Annotated in this window: 17 protein-coding genes; 7 read left to right on the top strand and 10 right to left on the bottom strand. The window is 65.4% G+C overall.

The features are described from left to right. Window positions 1-8: 8 nt before the first annotated feature. Window positions 9-1127, top strand: a complete 1119-nt coding sequence (locus tag NGM99_RS18720) for an ABC transporter ATP-binding protein (RefSeq protein ID WP_252821778.1) — start codon at window positions 9-11, stop codon at window positions 1125-1127. After that, window positions 1100-2206 (top strand): mandelate racemase/muconate lactonizing enzyme family protein, encoded by a 1107-nt coding sequence (locus NGM99_RS18715; RefSeq protein ID WP_252821776.1) that lies wholly within the window; start codon window positions 1100-1102, stop codon window positions 2204-2206. The genes NGM99_RS18720 and NGM99_RS18715 overlap by 28 nt, the downstream gene beginning before the upstream one ends. Before the next feature lie 117 nt (window positions 2207-2323). Here NGM99_RS18715 and NGM99_RS21825 read toward each other — a convergent pair whose 3' ends face one another. Next, window positions 2324-4675 carry a putative bifunctional diguanylate cyclase/phosphodiesterase gene (locus NGM99_RS21825; RefSeq protein WP_252821774.1) on the bottom strand — a complete coding sequence of 784 codons (2352 nt, stop codon included), beginning with the start codon at window positions 4673-4675 and terminating at the stop codon, window positions 2324-2326. 210 nt (window positions 4676-4885) lie between these two features. On the opposite strand from NGM99_RS21825, the gene NGM99_RS18705 reads away from it, so the two are divergent. From NGM99_RS18705 to NGM99_RS18685, 5 genes are all read left to right on the top strand, one after another. Next, window positions 4886-5692, top strand: a complete 807-nt coding sequence (locus NGM99_RS18705) for an ABC transporter substrate-binding protein (RefSeq protein WP_252821771.1) — start codon at window positions 4886-4888, stop codon at window positions 5690-5692. Between the two features lie 198 nt (window positions 5693-5890). Beyond that, window positions 5891-6628 carry an ABC transporter ATP-binding protein gene (locus NGM99_RS18700; RefSeq protein ID WP_252822036.1) on the top strand — a complete coding sequence of 246 codons (738 nt, stop codon included), beginning with the start codon at window positions 5891-5893 and terminating at the stop codon, window positions 6626-6628. Then, on the top strand, window positions 6628-9180 hold the full coding sequence (locus tag NGM99_RS18695; protein WP_252821770.1) for an FtsX-like permease family protein: 2553 nt from the start codon (window positions 6628-6630) through the stop codon (window positions 9178-9180). The genes NGM99_RS18700 and NGM99_RS18695 overlap by 1 nt, the downstream gene beginning before the upstream one ends. Continuing rightward, window positions 9180-10262, top strand: coding sequence for a lipocalin-like domain-containing protein (locus NGM99_RS18690; protein ID WP_252821768.1), 1083 nt, complete (start codon window positions 9180-9182; stop codon window positions 10260-10262). The genes NGM99_RS18695 and NGM99_RS18690 overlap by 1 nt, the downstream gene beginning before the upstream one ends. Before the next feature lie 153 nt (window positions 10263-10415). Then, the gene (locus tag NGM99_RS18685; RefSeq protein WP_252821766.1) at window positions 10416-11873 is read left to right on the top strand and encodes an MDR family MFS transporter; all 1458 of its coding nucleotides are present in this window, start codon (window positions 10416-10418) and stop codon (window positions 11871-11873) included. 18 nt (window positions 11874-11891) lie between these two features. Here NGM99_RS18685 and iolB read toward each other — a convergent pair whose 3' ends face one another. The 9 genes from iolB to NGM99_RS18640 form a co-directional block, all read right to left on the bottom strand. Next, window positions 11892-12698 carry a 5-deoxy-glucuronate isomerase gene (iolB, locus tag NGM99_RS18680; protein WP_252821765.1) on the bottom strand — a complete coding sequence of 269 codons (807 nt, stop codon included), beginning with the start codon at window positions 12696-12698 and terminating at the stop codon, window positions 11892-11894. Window positions 12699-12732: 34 nt separating this feature from the next. Then, complete coding sequence (gene iolD, locus NGM99_RS18675) at window positions 12733-14580, bottom strand: 3D-(3,5/4)-trihydroxycyclohexane-1,2-dione acylhydrolase (decyclizing) (RefSeq protein WP_252821763.1); 1848 nt, start codon at window positions 14578-14580, stop codon at window positions 12733-12735. Beyond that, complete coding sequence (locus tag NGM99_RS18670) at window positions 14577-16484, bottom strand: bifunctional 5-dehydro-2-deoxygluconokinase/5-dehydro-2-deoxyphosphogluconate aldolase (RefSeq protein WP_252821761.1); 1908 nt, start codon at window positions 16482-16484, stop codon at window positions 14577-14579. Before NGM99_RS18670 ends, iolD begins: the two co-directional genes overlap by 4 nt. 311 nt (window positions 16485-16795) lie before the next feature. Next, window positions 16796-17062 (bottom strand): hypothetical protein, encoded by a 267-nt coding sequence (locus NGM99_RS18665; RefSeq protein ID WP_252822034.1) that lies wholly within the window; start codon window positions 17060-17062, stop codon window positions 16796-16798. Between the two features lie 30 nt (window positions 17063-17092). Next, the gene (locus tag NGM99_RS18660) at window positions 17093-17773 is read right to left on the bottom strand and encodes a hypothetical protein (protein WP_252821757.1); all 681 of its coding nucleotides are present in this window, start codon (window positions 17771-17773) and stop codon (window positions 17093-17095) included. A 3-nt stretch (window positions 17774-17776) separates the two neighbouring features. Next, entirely contained in the window at window positions 17777-19198 is a 1422-nt protein-coding gene (locus NGM99_RS18655) for an APC family permease (protein ID WP_252821755.1), read from the bottom strand. A gap of 10 nt (window positions 19199-19208) precedes the next feature. Continuing rightward, window positions 19209-19376 carry a hypothetical protein gene (locus tag NGM99_RS18650; RefSeq protein ID WP_252821753.1) on the bottom strand — a complete coding sequence of 56 codons (168 nt, stop codon included), beginning with the start codon at window positions 19374-19376 and terminating at the stop codon, window positions 19209-19211. 26 nt (window positions 19377-19402) lie between these two features. Next, window positions 19403-19780 (bottom strand): hypothetical protein, encoded by a 378-nt coding sequence (locus NGM99_RS18645; RefSeq protein ID WP_252821751.1) that lies wholly within the window; start codon window positions 19778-19780, stop codon window positions 19403-19405. A gap of 11 nt (window positions 19781-19791) precedes the next feature. Continuing rightward, entirely contained in the window at window positions 19792-20112 is a 321-nt protein-coding gene (locus tag NGM99_RS18640; protein ID WP_252821749.1) for a hypothetical protein, read from the bottom strand. Window positions 20113-20145: the final 33 nt, after the last annotated feature.

The following is a 20145-nucleotide window of genomic DNA, read 5'->3' as shown; positions in this document are numbered from 1 at the left end:
CCCTTCGAATGGCCCAGGTAAAGCTCCGAAAGATTTCCAAGCGCTACGGCAACCTCGAAACCGTGCACGGCATCGATCTCGACATCGCGCATAACGAATTCGTGGTGCTGGTCGGCCCGTCCGGCTGCGGCAAGTCCACCACGCTGCGCATGATCGCAGGGCTCGAGGAGATCTCGGGCGGGGAGATCGTCATCGGCGACCGCGTCGTCAACGCGCTGCCGCCACGCGAGCGCAACATCTCCATGGTCTTCCAGAACTATGCGCTCTACCCGCATATGACCGTGCGCGAAAATCTCGGCTTCGGCCTCAAGATCGCGGGCGAAGCGCCCTCCGAGATCGAGCGGCGCGTTGCCGAGGCTTCCGCTATTCTGGGCCTCGACCCTTTTCTCGACCGCCTGCCCGCGCAATTGTCGGGCGGCCAGCGCCAGCGCGTCGCCATGGGCCGCGCCATCGTGCGCAACCCGGACGTCTTCCTGTTCGACGAACCGCTTTCCAACCTGGATGCCAAGCTGCGCGGCCAGATGCGCGTCGAGATCAAGAAGCTGCACCAGCGCGTCAAGACGACAGTGGTCTATGTCACGCATGACCAGATCGAAGCGATGACACTGGCCGACCGGATCGTCATCATGCGCGACGGCCGGATCGAGCAGGTCGGCACGCCGCAGGAGGTGTTCGAAGCGCCCGACAACCTGTTCGTCGCAGGCTTCATCGGCTCGCCGCCCATGAACCAGATCGACGCGACCTATCGTGCCTCGGACGGTGCCGCCGTGCTTCAGGATGGCCTCGCCATCCCCTTGCACCGAAGCGGATTAGTGGATGGGCAGCCAATCGTCGTGGGCTTCCGGCCGGATGCCCTGGCGCCCAAGGGGCATGCGCTCTTCGCCGACAACAGGCGGCTTTCCTTCGACCGCACGGTCACGCTCGCCGAACCGCTCGGCACGGAAACGATCCTGTTTTTGCCCCTCAGCGGCAAGGAGATCCAGGCGCGCATGCTCAACCCGCGCGTGGTCGCTCCCGGCGAAACGCTCGCTTTCGAGCTCGACCTAGGATCGGTGCACGTTTTCGATAAAGCGTCGGGCAAAAGGATCGGAGGTCGCTCATGGCAAGGATTGCACGCGTCGAACTGACCATGGTCGACCTTCAGCCGAAGGTGAAACGTGTCGACGCCATCCAGTCTTTCGTCAGCCAGGAAACGCCGATCGTGCGCATCACCGATGCGGATGGCGTGACCGGCACCGGCTACAGCTATACGATCGGCACCGGCGGACCGTCCGTGATGAAGCTTCTGGAAAAAACTCTCGCGCCGGCTGTGGTCGGCCGCGAGGCTGAGGAGATCGAGCGCATCTGGCGCGATCTCCTTTTTCTGACGCACGCGACCACCGTGGGTGCGCTCACCGCCATCGCCATGGCTGCAATCGACACCGCGCTCTGGGACCTGCGCTGCCGGCGCGCGAACCTGCCGCTCCATCGTCTGGCGGGCGGCGCGCGAAGTGCTGTGCCGCTTTACACCACCGAGGGCGGCTGGCTGCATCTCGAAACGAGTGCGCTGGTGGAAGACGCGCTGCAGGCCAAGGCCACGGGCTTTTCAGGCAGCAAGCTCAAGGTTGGCCGGCCGATCCATGAGGATGTCGCGCGGATCTCAGCCGTGCGCGAAGCGGTCGGCCCGGGCTTCGAAATCTTCACCGACGCCAATCAGGCCTTCAGTGTCGATGACGCCATCCGCCGCGCCCGCCATTACGAGGCGCTCGACATCGGCTGGCTGGAAGAGCCCCTGCCGGCCGACGACCTCGACGGCCATATCCGTCTTTCGCGCTCCACCACGATCCCCATCGCCGTCGGCGAAAGCCTCTACAGCCCCGGTCATTTCCGCGAATATCTGCAGAAAGGCGCCTGCTCGGTCGTTCAGGTGGATGTGGGGCGCATCGGCGGCATCACGCCCTGGCTGAAGGTGGCGCATCTGGCCGAATGCTTCAACGTGGCGGTCTGCCCGCATTTCCTGATGGAGCTGCACGTCTCGCTTTGCGCGGCGGTGCCGAACGCGCGCTGGGTCGAATACATTCCCCAGCTCGACGAGATCACCACAAAGGGCATGCGCATCGAAAGCGGCAAGGCTATCCCCTCGGACGAGCCGGGATTGGGCATCGCCTGGAACTTCGAGGAGATCGCCCGGCGCACCGTGGAAGGCTCGCGGTCGGTCCTGAACTAGGCCGAGCGGAGGGCCGCATCCCCGGTTTCGGCGGCCCGTACGACTGGGGCCCTGAGTTTCAAAGGGTGAAAGAAGCGACCAAGCAGGCGCGTTCAGCGCAGGCTGGAACCTCGCCTGTCAGACCTTCGCATCCAATCGATCAGGCCCGTTGGACACGCTTTGTGGCAGGCGCTCGTCATAGTCGAGACAGCCGTTTTCGTGGAGCGGCGAGGGTTTCGAGAAAAGAAAGCCCTGCAGGTCCGTGCATCCGACCGCGACGAGAAAATCCCGCTGGCTTTCCAGTTCGATACCTTCGGCCGTCACCATGATTCCGAGACTGCGGCCGAGCTGGATGATCGAACTGATCAGCGACGTCGCCTCGGCACTCCTGCCCAGACGCGACACGAAGGAGCGGTCGATCTTGATGCGGTCCACCTCGAACCGCAAAAGGTGGCTCAAGGACGAGTAGCCCGTTCCAAAATCGTCCAGCGCGATCTTGATCCCCATGGCGCGAAGCGCTTCGAGCGTGCGGGCAGCGTCTTTCGACCCGCCGATCAAGGCGGATTCGGTGACTTCGATTTCGAGGCGCGTGGCCGGAAACCCTGTTTCACGCAGAATGCGCTCGACGTCCGAAACGAAAGCGGAGTGCCTGAGCTGGACCGGGGACACGTTGACCGCGACCGGGATGTCGGACGGCCAGGCGGACGCGTCGATGCAGGCGCGCCGCAGCACCCAGCGGCCGATCTCGTGGATCAGGCCGCTTTCCTCCGCCATCGGGATGAAGCGGTCGGGCGCGATCAGGCCGCGTTCGGGATGACGCCACCGCACCAAGGCTTCGGCGCCGGAAACGTGCCAGCCATCGTCCTCACGGAACACCGCCTGATAATGGAGTTCGAGCGCGCCCGACGGGTTCGGTTCCTTGGCCGCCGAAGTTGCCTCGGGAGAACTGGAGTCCTGCCCCGCTCGGGCGTGTCCGCTTTGGGCGAGCAGGATGCGAAGCTCGCGTTGCAGAGCATCGGCATCGGACTTTCCATCGCCAAGCGAGGAATCGAACAGCACCGATCGGGCACGGCCCTGCCGTTTGGCCTCATACAGGGCCAGATCGGCCTTTCGGAGCAGTTCGTCGGACAGAACGGTGTCCTTGTCCCAGAACGCAATGCCGACGGACGCGCTCACATAGGAGGCGGCACTGGTGTCGTCGAGGATGAACGGCTGCTCCAGCGCCTGGATGATCTGCCGGCAGATCGCCCCGACCCTCTCGTCGAGCGGGCTTTTGTCGTGAAAGATGATTGCGAACTCATCGCCTCCCAAACGGGCAAGCGTATCGCCGCTTCCGATCTGATCCGACATCCGCTTGGCCGCCTGACGGATCAGCTCGTCGCCCGCGGCATGCCCATGCGTGTCGTTCACCGCCTTGAACCTGTCGAGATCCACAAGCGCGACGGCAAGAAAAACGGATTGCCCCCGCGCCTGGCGGACGCCTTCCTCGAGCCTTGCCGTGAACAGGGCCCGGTTCGGCAGCTGCGTCAGAACATCATGGTTCGCGAGATGGCGCGCATGTTCCTCGCTGTCGTTGAGTTCGCTCAGGCTCTTGCGGAGCAGAATGACCAGCGCGCCAAAAAGCGCGGCGAACATCAAGGTGGCGATTGAAAGTGCCGGCACGAGCCGATGGATCACGATCGAGCCGGGAAGGTCCGGCGTCCAGATAATGAAACCGATGGGCTCGCCGGTGCCGGAATCATCGACCTGGAAGGAAACCTCATTACCATCGGCGTCGGCGGAGCGCGCATACCGGGCCCCCGCGAGGCCCTGATCGCGGCTGAGCTTGTCGAGCGCGCTGCCGTCCAGATAACGGACCACGACGATGGAGGGAGCGGCAGCGGAACTGGCAGGCGCACTATCGGCCGCCACTCCTGCGACAGGCGCCAAGGCCACGATGGAGGGCCGCCCTTCCAGCCGCATCAGCCGCGCAGTCGCGCGTCCGTCCGGCGCATCGGCTTCGCCGGGGCGAACTGGTTGTGCTTTACCGTTTTCTCCCGCCTCGTCCCAGAGCGGTTTCAGGAGTGGCTTGATCCAGCGATAGCCGTTTTGCGCCGATGGCTCGTTGGCTGTTGCGATCAAGCCGTCTCGATTGGCGATGAAAGCCCGGTCGAACCCGAAGACTTCGATGGCCGCCCGGCGCAGAAAGGCGAGATCGTTGCCGTCACGCCGTTGACCGGCGGCTGCGTCAGCGCTTCCCGCTGGCTCCGCTGAGGCATGATCGCCTTGGAGCCTCGCATGGCTTTCGCCCAGCTTCCCGATGAGGTCGCGCACCTGCGTGACCTGATCCTGCAGCCGTGCATTGACCAGCGATCGCTGCCGTTCGAGTGCTGCGGCGTCGCTTTCGGATCCAGCCCATGCCAGGGCAAGGACGATGATGGCGACCGCCACGAGCCCGCTGGCGCCGACCAGAAGCAGAAGCCGTCCCGAGGCGACCCTATGCCGCGACACTTCCACCATTTCCGTTCTGATCGGCCCGCGCGTTTCACTCACATCAATGCGATGAGCTTCCACTGCATTTGTTGAAAAAACTTTACGTCTCAGACGATACTTCCCAGGCAAGAACCAGCAAAGAAGCATTAAGACAAAAAAGCAACAATGCTCTCAAATGGTAATACTGAATGCGACAGGAAGCCTGTCCGTGGCTTCGGAGCTTTGTTCATGACCGATAAAGTGCAGTGGCAACGGCTTCGCCGCGCGGCGATCAGCATGCTGGCTGGCATCGCCGCTTTGACCGGCGCCGGGGGGCCTCACGCCTCCGCCGAGGAAACGACGAGAATCGCGGTGGAAGGCGGGTTTCCCCCGTTCAACTACCTGGATTCAGCCGGGGAGCTGAAAGGCTTCGACATCGAGATCGCGAATGCCCTTTGCGAGGCGGCGGCCCTGCGATGCGAGCTGGCCACCCACAAATGGACCGAGATGATCCCGGATCTTATCGACAACAAAATCGATGCCGTCATCTCTTCGATGTCGATCACGGCGGAGCGCAGGGAAAAGGTCGCCTTCACGAAGGCCTACTACAACAGCCCCTCCTCCTATGTGGTCCGCAAGGGAGCGGGCGTGACAGCCGTCGACGCGGCGACACTCAAGGATCTCAAACTCGGCGTCACGCTCGAGACGTCGCAAGCCGCTTATATCAAGAGCCAGTACGGCCAGTCGTTCTCCGCCCAACTCTTCGCCAACTCGCCTGAGCTCTACAAGGGCTTGGCCGAGGGAAAGGTCGATATCATCCTTGAAGACAAGCTCGCGGTATACGACTGGCTGACGAACACGAAAGAAGGCGCGTGCTGCACATTCGTCGGTGTGGACGTGAGCGACCCCGCTTATTTCGGCGAAGGTGCCGGGATCGCCGTCAGAAAAGAAGACGAAGAGCTGAGAAACAAGTTCAACAAGGCGCTGGACACCATCGTGGAAGACGGCACCTTCGACATGATCAACGCCAAATATTTCCCTTTCAGCATTCGCTGACCCACGGAGCCGGTTGCCCGCCGCGTAGTCAAACAGTTGGCTCATCGGGTCGCGAAACGCGTCCTCTAAATGGCTGAAGTGCGGCTCCTGCCATAGCCGCTGCCCTTTATCGGTCTGACGCAGGCAACCTGTCGGAAGCGCGAGCCTTGTCCATATAGCCGGATGGATGGGGCAGGCGAAGGCAGGCAGCTGTTGAACGTGCGAGCACAGAACGAGCGTGAAAAAGCGGCGAGCCCCGCCATTCTGTCGGTGCACGGCCTGCGGAAGGCAGTGCCGGGCGGGCGCCAGCTTTTCAGTGGGCTCGATCTCAGTGTCGGTTCGGGCGAACTGGTCGCGATCCTGGGCGAGTCCGGTGTGGGCAAATCGACATTGCTCAACATCCTCGCCGGACTGGACGATGCCGACAGCGGTTCGGTTGCCATCGAAGGCAGGGAGCTGGGAACTCTCGACGAGAACAGCCGCACGGCCCTGCGGCGAGAGCGGATCGGCTTCGTCTTTCAGGCCTTCCACATCCTGCCCTATCTGACGCTCGCGCAGAACGTGGCGCTTCCCCTGGCGCTGGTCTCAGTGGATGGACACCGCGCGGAATCACAGGCGCGGGCGATGCTTGCCGCTGTGGGCTTAGGCGACCGGGACCAGTCCTATGCGCGCGACCTGTCTGGCGGCGAGCTCCAGCGCGTCGCCATCGCACGGGCCCTTGTGCATGACCCGGCACTGATCCTGGCGGACGAACCGACAGGCAATCTCGACCCCGACACCGCCGCGCGCGTGCTCGCACTTTTTGCCGAAGCCGTGCGCCTCAAGGGGGCAGCGGCGGTGATCGTCACCCATTCCCGTGCCACGGCTGCGGTCGCCGACCGTATCCTGACGCTTTCCGCGACAGGCCTGCACGAGAACGACCAGGCGGAAACGCTGACGACCAAGGCGTCCGCTTGATGGCGCTCGCCACTGCAAAGGACGCGCGGACCCCCGGCCTCCTCTCCGCGCGCCTTGCCCTGCGCTGGCTGATCGCCGGCGAGTGGCGGGCACACCCTGCGCGCTTTCTGGCGACTGCCATTGCCATCGCGGTCGGCGTCGCACTGGGCTTCGCCGTCCATCTGGTGAACGGCTCGGCTCTTGCCTCCTTCGAGGGCGCGGTGCGCGGCGTCAACGGCGCGGCCGATCTCGCCGTGCGCGCCACGAGCCCGCTGGGCTTTACTGAAAACCTCTACCCGTCCGTCGCCACCACTGAGGGGGTGGCCGACGCGAGTCCGGTGGTCAGCCTCGAAGGGGAAGCGAACGGCGCGCGCTTTTCTCTGCTCGGCCTCGACGTGATCCGCGCGGCTTCCGTCACGCCGAGCTTGGTAGGCCTGCGTCCGCAGGGGCCTGATACGGAGAACGATGCGGTCTTTGCGGAAACAGTTTTCCTGTCAGATGCGGCCTTGGCCGCCACGGGTGCGAAGATCGGCGACAGGATCCTCGTTTCCGCCAACGGGCAAAGCCATCCGTTCCAGCTTGCCGGCTCGCTGCCGGGTGCCGGCGGTGAGCAGGCGCTGGGCGTGGTCGACATCGCCGCCGCGCAATGGCGCTTCGATCGGCTCGGCCGGCTCGACCGCATCGACCTCAAACTGACGGATCGCACTGCCGCGGAAGAGGCGCTCAACACGATCCTGCCCGCGGATGCCGTGCTCGGCAGCGCCGAAACCGAAGCGGCCCAAGGCTCCGCGCTCTCGCGCGCTTATCGCGTCAATCTCGACATGCTGGCTCTCGTGGCGCTGCTGACCGGCGGCTTTCTCGTCTTTTCCGCCCAATCCCTTTCCGTCGCGCGACGCCTGCGCGCCTTTGCCTTGGTGCGCACGCTCGGTCTGCCGCGTGGCGGCATCATCGCGGCGGTGGCGCTCGAAGGGCTTTTCATCGGGTTGATCGGCGCGAGCCTCGGATTGTTGCTCGGCTATGGGCTGGCGAGTGCCGCACTCCGCTTTTTCGGCGGCGATCTCGGCGCGGGCTATTTCAGCGGCGCGGGCAACCGCGTCGTGTTCCAGCCGGTGGCCGCCTTCGTCTTCTTTCTGCTCGGTCTCCTGGCTGCGCTCGGCGGCAGCATCCTGCCGGCGCGCGCGGCGGCGCGCGCGGCACCGGCCGCGGCCCTCAAGAACAGCGGCGACATGCTCGATCCCCGCGCACCCGTGCCATGGCTGCCCGCGCTGGTTCTGGTGGGCGCAGGCGCGCTCGTCTCGCTGGCGCCGGCCCTCGACGGCCTGCCGGTCCTCGGCTTCGTCGGCATGGCGCTTCTGCTTGCCGGCGGCGTGGCGGGCGTGCCCTGGCTGGCGCGCAAGCTGCTCGGGGGCTTGGTGCGCCTGCCCGGCCAGAGCGTGCCGCGCCTGCTCGCCGTCCGTCACATCCACGGCGCGCCGGGCGAGGCGGCGACAGCCCTTTGCGGCATCGTCGCCAGCACCGCGCTGATGATCGCCATGGCCATCATGGTGACAAGCTTCCGCACCGCCGTGGACGAGTGGCTGGGTCAGGTGCTCTCAGCCGATCTCTACCTTCGCACGGCCGGCGGGCCGGCTCTCGACCCTGACGCCCAGAACCGGCTCGCAAACGTGGCCGGTGTCGGGCGCATCGCCTTCAGCCGCCAGCTGCCGCTGACCATTCAGCCCGACCGTCCGCCCGTGACGCTGATCGCCCGCCCCCTCGATGCATCCCGGTCCGACCCGCTCCTCGTTCTGATCGAACGCGGTGATGATCTGCCGGCCGGTGCGATCCCCGTTTACGTTTCCGAACCGGCCTCGCGCATCTACAACTGGCAACCCGGCGACACCATTGCGCTACCGCTGGGAGGAAGCGGCAACCGTTTCGCAGTGGCCGGCATCTGGCGCGACTATGCGCGTCAGGCCGGTGCCGTGGTCATCGACAGCGCCGACTATTCGCGGCTGACGGGCGACGCCACGCGCGACGAGGCCATGGTGCGGCTGGCCCCGGATGCGCGCTTCGAGGCGGTGGCGGATGGTCTGCGTGCCGTCCTTCCGCCCACGGCCCGGCAAAGCGCGGAGGTGACCGAACCCGCAGCGCTGCGCCGCTTCGCGCTCGACCTTTTCGACCGTTCCTTTGCCGTCACCTACCTGCTCGAAGCGGTTGCGATCCTGGTCGGGCTCGCCGGGGTCGCAGCGACCGTGTCCGCGCAGGTGATCGCGCGCGTGCGCGAGTTCGGCATGCTGCGGCATCTGGGGCTCAGCAAGACCCAGGTGATCGCCATGCTCGGCACGGAAGGGGCTCTGCTCGGGCTCGTCGGCGGTGTCGCGGGCGTTCTTCTGGGCGCCGTGCTGAGCCAGGTTCTGATCCATGTGATCAACCCCCAAAGCTTCAACTGGACCATGGACACGCATGTGCCATGGGGAACGGTGGTGGGCGTGATCATGGCGCTCATCGCGGCGGCGGCCCTCACCGCCATGATCGCAGGCCGCCGCGCCACCGCGCAAAGTGCCGTGCTCGCCGTGCGGGAGGACTGGTGATGATCGGGCGTTTCCTCGTCTCCTTCGTTTCCGGCCTGCTGAGCTTGGCCATCCCGGTTGCAGCGCAGAACACCGGCACCGACTATGCGGCCGTGCGTCCGGCCACGCCCTTCGCGTTTCCCGCCGATCACGGCGCTCATCCTCGGTTCCGCACGGAGTGGTGGTATGTGACGGGCTGGCTGAAGACGGCGGACAACAAGGAGATGGGCTTTCAGGTCACGTTCTTCCGCACCCGCCCGCCGGTGGATGAGAAGAACCCGAGCCGTTTCGCGCCCACTCAGGTGCTTTTCGCCCATGCCGCCTTGTCCGACCCTTCCGTCGGCCGCCTGCTCCACGCCGAGCGCGCCGCACGCGCGGGCTTCGGCCTGGCCGAAGCCAGAACGGGCGATGCCGATGTGGCGCTCGGCGGCTGGTTCTTCCGGCGCGAAAGCGACAACCGTTTTTCCACGCGCGCGGTCGGCGCCGACTTCGCGCTCGACCTTTCCTTCGAGCCGACGCAGGCTCCGTTTCTGCAGGGCGAAGAGGGGTTCAGCCGCAAGGGCCCCAAGCCGGAGGAAGCCAGCAACTATTATTCTCTGCCGCATTTGCGGGTTTCCGGCACGGCGACGCGGGAGGGAAAAGCCTTGCCTGTTTCCGGTGAAGCCTGGCTCGACCGCGAATGGTCGTCTTCCTATCTCGCGCCCAATGCCGCCGGCTGGGACTGGACGGGGCTCAACCTCGACGACGGCTCGGCGCTGATGGTCTTCCGCATTCGCGGGCTCGACGGCGGCACGGTCTGGGCCGGCGGCTCGCTGCGCCGGCCCGATGGCACGATCCGGCGTTTCGCGCCCGAGGATGTTTTCTTCACCACCCATAAGGAATGGCGCTCGCCGCGCACGGATGCCCTTTATCCCGTCGAACAGACGCTTGCCGTCCGCCTCCCCGAGGGCGAACGCCGCTTCCGGCTCGTGCCGCTCTTTCCCGATCAGGAACTCGACGGGCGCACGGGCGGCCTGCCCGTCTACTGGGAAGGGGCCGTGCGAACGGAGGGCGGGCGCGGCTATCTCGAGCTGACGGGCTATGTGGATCCACTGAAGATGTGAGGCAGGCGAGCTTTCGCCCCATTGCCTTCCGCCGGTCCGCGCCCAAATTGCCTGCTTCGCGGCCCCGCTCCGGACCCGCGCGAGGCCTTCGTCTCCGCGCACTCCGTCTCGGCTCGTTCTTTTCCTTCTCGCCCGAGCTTTCCGGAACCGCCGATGCCTCACCCCTCCCACTCGCGGCGCCCGCTTGTTGTGGCCGCCATCATGCTCGCGATCTTCATGGTGGCGATCGAGGCCACCATCGTGGCCACCGCCATGCCCAAGATCGTCGGGCAGCTCGGCGGCTTCGAGCGCTACACCTGGGTCTTCGCCGCGTTTCTCCTCGCCCAGACCACGACCACGGTGATCTATGGCAAGCTCGCCGACCTGTTCGGGCGCCGGCCCGTGATCGTCGCCGGCATCGTCATCTTCCTTGTCGGCTCCATTCTCTGCGGGCTTGCCACCTCCATGGCCGCCCTGATCGGGTTCCGCCTCATCCAGGGCCTGGGTGCCGGCGCCATCCAGCCTGTCGCCATGACCATCGTGGGCGACCTTTATCCGCTGGAAGAACGCGGCCGCGTTCAGGGATTGATCTCCAGCGTCTGGGCCTTTTCCGCCGTCACCGGCCCGCTCGCGGGCGGGTTGATCGTGGACAACCTGTCATGGGCGTGGATCTTCTGGATCAACCTGCCTATCGGCATCCTCACCATCCTCGGCTTCGTGCTTTTCCTGCGCGAATCCGTGGAGCGCAAACGGCATCGCATCGACTACGAAGGCGCGGTGCTCTTTTCGCTCGCCATGGTCGGCCTGATCGTGGCGCTGACCGAACTCAACGCCGCACCCCGTCTCGCGGGCGGGGCATTTGCCGCGGCCGTGATCTTCTTCGCGGTCTTTCTCTGGCAAGAAAATCGTGCGGCCGAGCCGATGGTGGCACTTTCCCTTTGGACCCGGCCTCTGGTGGCGGCCGGCAACACGGCGACACTGCTTGCCAGCATGGGCTTGATCGGGCTGACCACGATCCTGCCGCTTTACGTGCAGGGCGTGCTCGGACGCTCGCCGCTGGTGGCAGGCTTCACGCTCACCGCACTCGCCGTCGGCTGGCCGCTGGCCGCGACCCTTTCCGCCCGCTTCTTCCGCCGCCTGGGGCTGCGCGGCACGCTGCGCTTGGGCGGCATCATCCTGCCTGTGGGTGCTGCTGGCCTGCTGATGCTTTCCACCCAGAGCCACCCGGCCCTTGCGGGCACCGCCTCCTTCGTGATGGGCTTCGGCATGGGGCTCCTTTCCATCACCTGCATCGTGCTGATCCAGGACAGCGTGGACTGGAGCGCGCGGGGAGCCGCCACCGCATCCAACGTGTTCGCCCGCTCGCTCGGCAACACGCTGGGTGCGAGCGTCTTGGGCGCCATCCTCAATCTCGGCATCGCCCGCTATGGCGGCACGGAGGCCGACCGCGTCTGGTCCGCGCTCGAAACACCCGACGGCCTTTCGCGTGCCTCCACCGATCCGCTGCTCGAGCGCGTGTTGGACGGCGCCCTGCACTGGTCATTCTGGGGCATCTTCGCGCTCGCCGCGCTTGCCCTTCTCGCCGCATGGGCGGTGCCGGTGCGTGCAGGCCCGCGCGTCGCGCCGGCCTGAGAGCGCGACGAAAACGCCTCAAGCGTCCCGTTTCATGATCCATTCGACATGGGGATCGGGCACGAAGCGCCATTTGCGCAAAGGGCCGGCCATGACGTTGAGATAGTACATCTCGAAGCCATAGGGCGCCCCGCACGGATGGTGGCCGCGCGGCACCAGAACCACGTCGCCATCGGCAACCGCCATGGTCTCGTCGAGCCGTCCGTCATCGGTATAGACGCGCTGGATGCCGAAGCCGCTCGCGGGGTTCAGCCTGTGATAATAGGTTTCTTCGAGATAGGTGATGCGGGGGAAGTCGTCCTCGTCGTGCCGGTGCGATGGATAGGACGACCAGTGCCCGGCCGGGGTGAACACCTCCGTCACGAGGAGCGCGTCGCAGAAGTCCTCGTTCTCCATGGCGATGTTGTTGATGTGGCGCGTGTTGGTGCCCTTGCCGCGCGCAGTCAGCGTGATGCCGTCCGGTCCGATGCGCCGGGCCTGATGCCCACCTCTTCCCGGTGCCGAACAGACCGCGATCGTGCAGTCGGTTTCGGCCGTCGCGCGCCACGCCTGCCCGTTCGGCACGTAAAGGCAGTGCGGCGGCGTCTTCTCGAACACATCCATGCGCTCCCCGAGCACGCCCCAGTCCTGACCCGCGGCCTGAAGCGATGCCTTGCCCTCCACCATCACGAGGATCACCTCGTTGGTGTCCGTCGCCTCTCCCGCTTCTTCGCCCGCGCGCAAGCGGTAGAGCGAAAAGCCGACATAGCGCCAGCCGGCGGATTGAGGCGTGATCTCGTGCACCTTGCCATGGGTGCCGAAGGGCTTGCGAAGAAGCTGGGACATGGTCGGTTCGCTTTCCAGGCCGCGCGGGCGGCGTTCAGTTCACCAGGTTCTGGCTTGCGAGATGGGCGGTATAGCGGCTGCGCGCAGCCGAGAGTTTCTCGCTCTCGCCCACTTCCGGAACGGCAACGTCCCACCAGTTGCCGCCATCCGTGCTGTCGCCCGGACCCGGCGCCGGGTCCGTGTCGATCACGATGACGGTCGGCCGGTCGCGCCCGCGCGCCGCCGTGATCCGTGCTTCCAGATCACCGATATCCTTCGCCTTCTCGGCATAGGCCCCCATGGAACCGGCATGCGCCACGAAGTCGATCTCGGGCTGCACCTCGATATTGCTGTCGATGTAGAGATTGTTGAAGGGCTCGCCGCCGGTGCCCGCCTGCAGGCGGTTGATGCAGCCATAGCCGCGATTGTCGGTGAGCACGACCGTGAACGGCACGCGGCGCATCACGGCGGTCGCCAGTTCGGAATTGGCCATCATGTAGGAGCCGTCGCCGACGAAGCAGACGACCTCACGGCCGGGCAGCGCCAGTTTCGTTCCAAGCGCGCCGGCCAGCTCGTAGCCCATGCAGGAGAAGCCGTATTCCATGTGGTAGCCGCCCTGCGAGGGCTGCCAGAGAAGCTTCAACGCGCCCGGCATGGTGCCCGCGGCGCACATGGCGATGGTTGCTTCCGTCGCCGTCCGCTGCACCGCGCCGATCACCTGCGCATCGGTGGGCAACCGGTTCTCGCGCTCGACTGAAGGCGCTGCGCATTGCTTGTCGACCTGCGCCAGCCAGTTCGTGCGCAGCGCGGGATCGGCCCCGGGCGCCTTGTGGCCGTCGAGCGCTGCGCTCAGCTTCTCGAGTGCCACCCTGGCGTCGGCCACGAGGCCGACCGCGCCATGCTTGTCCGCGTCGTAAGGCTGCACGTTCACCGAAACGAGCTTGCGACCGGCCGCGCCGAACAGCGACCACGATCCGGTGGTGAAGTCCTGGAAGCGCGTGCCGATGCCCAGAATGAGGTCGGCATCGCGGCACACCGCATTGGCGGCGGCCGAACCATCGACGCCGGCCGCGCCGAAATTCATCGGGTGGGACTGCGCAAGCGCCGACTTGCCGGCCTGCGTTTCCACGACCGGAATGTTGTGCCGGGTCGCAAAGTCGGCGAGCACGGTTTCGGCCTCCGAATAGATCACCCCGCCGCCGCAAACGAGCACGGGGTTCTTGGCAGTGCGGATCAGGTCGGCAACGCTGGCGAGTTCGTGGGCGTCGGGTTCGGGGCGGCGGATGCGCCAGACCTTCGGTTCGAAGAAGGCTTGCGGCCAGTCATACCCTTCCGCCTGCACGTCCTGGCAGAAGGCAAGCGTGACCGGGCCGCAGGAGGCCGGGTCGGTCATCACGCGCATCGCACGCGGCAGCGCCGTCAACAGCTGCTCGGGCCGCATGATCCGGTCGAAGTAGCGGCTCACCGGGCGAAAGCAGTCATTGGCGGAAACGGTGCCGTCGTCGAAGTCCTCGATCTGCTGGAGAACGGGATCGGGGCGGCGATTGGCGAAGACATCCCCTGGGATAAAGAGAACAGGCAGCCGGTTCACATGCGCAAGGGCGGCCGCCGTTACCATATTGGTGGCACCCGGCCCGATGGACGAGGAAACCGCCATGGCGCGCCGGCGCTTCTTCGCCTTGGCATAAGCGATGGCGGCATGCGCCATGGTCTGCTCGTTCTGGCCCCGCCAGGTCGGCAGCATTTCGCTGATCCCATGCAAGGCTTCGCCGAGGCCCGCGACATTGCCGTGGCCGAAGATCGCCCACACACCTTCGATGAAGCGCTCGCCGTCCTCGTTCATCTGCACCGACAGCCAGCGCACCATGGCCTGAGCCGCGGTCAGGCGGATCGTTTCACTCATGCGTTTCCTCCTGCCCCTTGGCGGGCATTATCCCAAACCGTGCAAAGACGCCTGAAGCGCTGCGCCATCTCAGTGACTGCGGTTTCGTCGTCGATCTTTCCCCCGAACCATCCGCGCGCGGCGTCACCGAAGATCGTGCGGCCCACGGCGAACCCTTTCACGAGCGGAAACGCTGCGGCGATGCTGAACGATGCGGCAAGCTCGTCTTGTGGCGCATCCAACCCCAAGACCACGATGCCGCGCGTGTGGGCATCGTGGCGCTCGATGGCGGCAATCGCGTTTTCCCAAGCCTTCGGCGTCTTAAGCGGTTCGAGCTTCCACCAGTCCGGATAGATGCCCGCCGCATAGAACTGCTCGATCAGCGTGCCGTTGGTGGCATCATCCACCGGGCCGACCTTGGACGGGATGATCTCGAGCAGGAATTCCAGACCGTTGCGGCGGGACGCCTCGAACAGCCGCTTCACGGTTTCTTCCTGCTCTGCGCGCATTTCGGCCGCATCACTCGGATGACAGAAGCACAGGACCTTGACGACGTTCGCGCGCGCCCACTCTTCGAGCCCGCCGCAATCGAGCCCGAGCTCGGGTTCGAGGCTCAAGGGACGCGAGCCGGGCCACTCGCAGGGCCGTCCGATCCAGAGGCCAGAGCCGGACGCGGCATGGAGCGCCTTGCGGCCGATCCGGTTGTCGCAAAGGATACCGAAGCCGCTCTGGCCCGCCTGCACCTGCAGGGCCGCGCGCAGGCAGAGCTCCTTGAACGCGCCGCCCTTTTCGAGCGAGTAGCCATCCATCTCTTCGAGTTGCATACGATGATCGAAGGCGAAAACGCGCATGGTGGACCAATCACCCTTGCGGTTGGTCGCCCAGTGGATCTGCTCGAGTTCGGCATCGTTGCGCAGGTCGGGCCGCTTCACGCCGCGTTCGAGAAAGAACCGAAGCTCTTCCAGGCTCGGATAGGCGGGCGTGCAGCCATGGCGGCTGACGGCGAAGGCGCCGCAGGCATTGGCATATTCAAGCGTTCTCGGCCACGCCTCGCCATCGAGCCAACCCTTGAGCAGCCCGGCGAAGAATCCATCGCCCGCGCCCAGCACGTTGAACACCTCGATCGGAAAGCCGGGGCCCGCCTGACCGTCGTCGAGACTGGCCGGGATCGCCCCTTCGAGCGCCACGGCCCCCTTGGCGCCGCGCTTGCAGACCAGCGTCGCATTCGACACCGCGCGCACGGCCCGCAAGGCTTCCAGCGTGTTCGTCGAACCGCCCGCAATATGGAACTCCTCTTCGGTGCCGACGATCAGGTCGAAGAGATGGAGCGAGGACTGAAGCTTCTCCGTCACCGCAGCGCTTTCCACGAAGCGGCTTTCGCCCTCGCCATGGCTCGCGACGCCCCAGAGATTTGGGCGGTAGTCGATGTCGAGCGCGGTCTGCGCGCCGCTTTCGCGGGCGATGCGAAGCGCCTTCATCACGGCGGCCGCCGTGCGCGGGTTCGACAGATGCGTGCCCGTCACCACCAGCGCCCGCGCCGATGCCACGAAGCCTTCGTCGATGTCGCTTTCGCTGAGCGCCATGTCGGCGCAGTTCTCGCGATAGAAGATCAGCGGAAAGGAATCCTCGTCGCGGATGCCGAGAATGACCAAGGCCGTCAGCCGGTCCGGGTCGGTCGCCACACCTCGCACATCCACGCCCTCGCGCCCCAGCTGCTCGCGGATGAAGCGGCCCATATGCTCGTCCCCGACCTTGGTGATCACCGCCGAGCGAAGCCCGAGGCGAGCCGCGCCGCAGGCGATGTTGGTCGGGCTGCCGCCGATATATTTGCGGAACGAGCCCATGTCCTCCAACCGGCCCCCCACTTGCGCGCCGTAAAGATCGACACTGGACCGGCCGATCGTGATGACGTCGAGCGTACTCATATGGTTTCCCCCCAATCCGAGTCCTGTTTATTCATTGACGTGCAAAGGCAGGGAATTAAAGCCCCCAGCGCACTGATTGCTAGGCGATTTTGCTTAAAGCAGCAGCAGAAGGCAGCACCAAGGTGAGCAAGCCCCACATGCCGAGCCGTGCAAGCCGTTCAGTTCAGGGGCAATGAAGGTCGATCGAGCGCAGGACCGCCGAAACGCGCCGGTCCCCGAGAGCCGAGATGCGGCACTCGGGGACCGGCCCAGGCTTCACCAACGGCTTCCAGCGCGATCCGGATTTCGACCGCCTGGTGGTCGTTCGAAGCTCAGGCCTCCGTTGCGCCTTTAAGTGCGCGAATGCGGGCATGGCGATAAGCGTCGGGGATAGACAAGGCCCAGACGAAGAGCCCACCGGCATGGCGCGCGACGAAGGACTGGTCGGCGGTCGTCGTCATGACCGTCAGCAGTCCGAACAGCACGATGAACAGGATGAAGGTGAACCCACGGCCGATCTGCCCCACCGCCACATGGCCGGCGCCGGGCAGCAGGATCGCGAGCAGCAACACCCAATAGGGATTGAGCGGCCAGCTCATGGCAACGGACGCGTTTGAAGGGCCCGCCATTCAGGCCGCCTCCCGCAGAGCTGCCTCGTGGTCGCACAATGCGCGGCTGAGACGCTCGGCGTCGCGCAGGGCGGCGAGGATCGTTTCCGCCGGCACGGCGTCAAGGGAAAAGCGCGCCTGGCGCAAAAGCAGATGCGCACCGCGATCGCCCTGCGAGACCTGACGCACGATCCGCACGCCGCGCGGTGTTACGGCCGCTTCCTTGAGCTGCGGATCGGAAAACAGCGCCGCGATCTCCGCCTCGAATCCTGCACCTTCGGGGACGCCGTCGCCCCGCAGGATCAGGGGCATCTCACCGGAGGGTGCCGCCAGGCGTTCGGGCATCCCATGCGTCAGCGCATAGAACTCGGCCCCCGTGGAGCGCGCGAGAGCGCCGAGCGAGAAATTGCGCCGGGGTGCGGCTTCGCGAAGCGTGAGCTTGAGCCAGAGCTGCGGCAGGCGGCGGGTGACCAGTGTGTCGGCGATCAGGCTAAGCGCGAGTTCGCCCCCATCCATGCGCGAAACGAGGAGGTCGGGGTAGCCATCCGGGCCGAGCGTAACCTTTCCAGCCGGAAACAGGCGTTGCGCCTCGGCCAGCATCTTCGCCCGCCGATCGAGAGCATGTCTGTGCTCGCGCCACGCCTGATGTAAGAGCACCACGGCTCCGACGCCGGACAAAGCCAGGGCCGCGGCCGTCAGCATCGCTCAACACCCCTGTGGACGCGGCCAGGGCATCGTGAACTGGTCGCCCCGGCGCACGAAGCGATAGCGCCAGAAATGGAACCAGAGCGAAGCGAGGATATAGAAGCACATCATCGCGATCAGCTGCGAACCATAGCCCAGGAACACCGCGAAATAAGTCGCCGCACAAATCAGGAGCAGCAGGATCGCGGGGAACGGGTGGAAAGGGTGCACATAGCCGCGCTTGATCGTGCCGAGCGGCCATTTGCGGCGGAACATCACCATGTTGAAGGTCATGAAGGTGTAGCCCAGCAGGCCCGACAGGATCGAGAACGTCACCACCTGATCGAGCGGCGCACCGAGCGCGAAGATCAGCGCGATGGGCACGAGAAAGACGATCGAGCGATAGGGCGTACGGTATTTCGGGTGCACTGCGCCGAACCATGAGGGCAGATAACGGTCGCGGCCCATCGAGAACCAGGCGCGCGAGGCGTCGTTGATGCAGCCATTCGCGGAAGCCAGCGTCGAGAAGATCGTGCCGATGAAGAGCAGGACCATGAGCGGCGTGGAGCCGGTCACGCGCGCGGCGTCGAAAAGCGGCGTGCCGGCCTGGCCGAGATATTCCCACGGGATCAGCCCCGAGCAGACATACCATGTGAGGGTGGCCGCGATCAGCAGCGTCATGATCCCGGCCATGGTGCCGTAGGGCAGGGAACGTGCGGGCGAGCGCACCTCTTCTGCTGCCTGGCAGGTGCCTTCGATGCCGAGATAGTACCAGAGCCCGAAATGAAGGGCAGCCAGGATACCCAGCCAGCCATAGGGCAGCGGGTCGGTGGAAATGGCCGAGAAATCGAGCGGCACATGGGACGCACCCAGTTGGACCGAAACGAAGAGCAGGATGATGGCCAGAAACGCGATGGCCGTGATCACCAGGTTGAAGGTGAGGGTAGCCAACACGCCGCGATAGTTGAGCCAGGCGAGGAAGACCACGGTCAAGACGATGAAGGGCGGCTGGTGCAGACCCGAATGGCCCTGCAGTCCCGCCACCGTGTCGAGCAGGAAGCCGATGGTGATGGCGTTCGCCGCTTCCAGCATCGTATAGGCCATCACGAGGAAAAGCCCGACATTGAAGGCCATGAGCGGTCCGACGATGTGCTTGGCCTGCGCATATTGACCGCCGGCGGCGGCCACCGTGGAGGTGACTTCCGAGTCGATCATGGCGACGCAGGTGTAAAGCAGTCCCGCCAGCCAGCAGGCGACGAGACCGGCGATCATGCCGCCTTTGCCGACGGCGAAGTTCCAGCCCATATATTCGCCGACCAGGACGATGCCGACGCCGAGCGCCCAGACATGGCCGGGGCCGAGCACACGCAGGAGCTGAAGACGTTCGCCACCCTGTGTGCTGGCTTGTGCTTGAACTGTGGGTTCGGCTGAGGAGAGTGTCACAGGCGTCTCCTCAAAGCTTGTGCAGTTCCTGCGTGAGCTCGATCTCGCCTTCGCGCGATGAGGTCAGCAGGTCATTGTCATAAGTGGAATCGACCCGGGCGAGATCGATCAGCATATGGCCGCCGAACAGGACGGCCAGCGCCCAGGCGCAGTATTCGAGGATGTTCCAGACGTCCATTGTCCCCTCCCAAGGATAAAGGCGGCCTATTTTCGGTCGAAGCGCTCCGCGATGACGTCGCGGTATTCCTTGTCGGAAAGCCGGACCACGAGCACGAAATAGCCGATCACCAGCACCGCCATGACGAGAAGCGCGGCCCATGAGAAGCTGTAGTCGAAGCGCGCGGTGACGATGTCGCTGGCGGCGGCCGGATCGGCGATGCCCAAGGCCTGCCATTGCGCCTGCTCGGCGGCATTCTGGCCGAGCGCTTCCCAGGTGGGGTTCTCGATGGGCCGTGGTGTCTTGGCAGCACCTGCGAGGCCGAGATAAAGTGGAATGTAGAGCGCGCCGACCGTCATCACGAGCAAGACCGCGACATCCACGATCTGCCCGACAAAGCCCTGCTTGGGTGGCTGATAGGCCATGGAAAGTCTCCTCAAACGCGCTTCTGCCGGCGCATCTCGTCGAGATGCATCAGGTCGAGGCTGTAGATGAAGTGTTTGTCGCTCTCGTAATGGCGCAGCATGGCGAGGATCGCCGCCGTGTTGAGAACGAGCAGGCCCGCGCCGCAGATGCAGAGAATGGTGCGGATCGCTCCGTTCGTGATGTCGGGCCAGATGCTCCAGAGCACGAAGAGCACGACGAACCAGAGCACGACCACGAAGGCCATGGCGCCGATCCTGTCACGCCTGTGCATGCGGTCGATACGCGTTTCGAGGGCGTGCGGGACGGCATCCCGCGCCAGATTCACGCTCATCTTTCCTCCCGGCGGTTCATCCACCCTGTTTTC

This window comes from Mesorhizobium liriopis (assembly GCF_024053505.1).
GTDB classification, from domain to species: Bacteria; Pseudomonadota; Alphaproteobacteria; order Rhizobiales; family Rhizobiaceae; genus Mesorhizobium_B; species Mesorhizobium_B liriopis.
Note: the sequence above shows the minus strand (reverse complement) of the source record. Positions and strands in the feature narration are given on the sequence as shown.

Coding starts and splice junctions, on each gene's coding strand:
- NGM99_RS18650 (WP_252821753.1), bottom strand. CDS start 19,376: ATGGACGTCTGGAACATCCTCGAATACTGCGCCTGGGCGCTGGCCGTC.
- NGM99_RS18720 (WP_252821778.1), top strand. CDS start 9: ATGGCCCAGGTAAAGCTCCGAAAGATTTCCAAGCGCTACGGCAACCTC.
- NGM99_RS18660 (WP_252821757.1), bottom strand. CDS start 17,773: ATGCTGACGGCCGCGGCCCTGGCTTTGTCCGGCGTCGGAGCCGTGGTG.
- NGM99_RS18640 (WP_252821749.1), bottom strand. CDS start 20,112: ATGAGCGTGAATCTGGCGCGGGATGCCGTCCCGCACGCCCTCGAAACG.
- iolD (WP_252821763.1), bottom strand. CDS start 14,580: ATGAGTGAAACGATCCGCCTGACCGCGGCTCAGGCCATGGTGCGCTGG.
- NGM99_RS18705 (WP_252821771.1), top strand. CDS start 4,886: ATGACCGATAAAGTGCAGTGGCAACGGCTTCGCCGCGCGGCGATCAGC.
- NGM99_RS18670 (WP_252821761.1), bottom strand. CDS start 16,484: ATGAGTACGCTCGACGTCATCACGATCGGCCGGTCCAGTGTCGATCTT.
- NGM99_RS18695 (WP_252821770.1), top strand. CDS start 6,628: ATGGCGCTCGCCACTGCAAAGGACGCGCGGACCCCCGGCCTCCTCTCC.
- iolB (WP_252821765.1), bottom strand. CDS start 12,698: ATGTCCCAGCTTCTTCGCAAGCCCTTCGGCACCCATGGCAAGGTGCAC.
- NGM99_RS18645 (WP_252821751.1), bottom strand. CDS start 19,780: ATGGCCTATCAGCCACCCAAGCAGGGCTTTGTCGGGCAGATCGTGGAT.
- NGM99_RS18685 (WP_252821766.1), top strand. CDS start 10,416: ATGCCTCACCCCTCCCACTCGCGGCGCCCGCTTGTTGTGGCCGCCATC.
- NGM99_RS18715 (WP_252821776.1), top strand. CDS start 1,100: ATGGCAAGGATTGCACGCGTCGAACTGACCATGGTCGACCTTCAGCCG.
- NGM99_RS18690 (WP_252821768.1), top strand. CDS start 9,180: ATGATCGGGCGTTTCCTCGTCTCCTTCGTTTCCGGCCTGCTGAGCTTG.
- NGM99_RS18665 (WP_252822034.1), bottom strand. CDS start 17,062: ATGAGCTGGCCGCTCAATCCCTATTGGGTGTTGCTGCTCGCGATCCTG.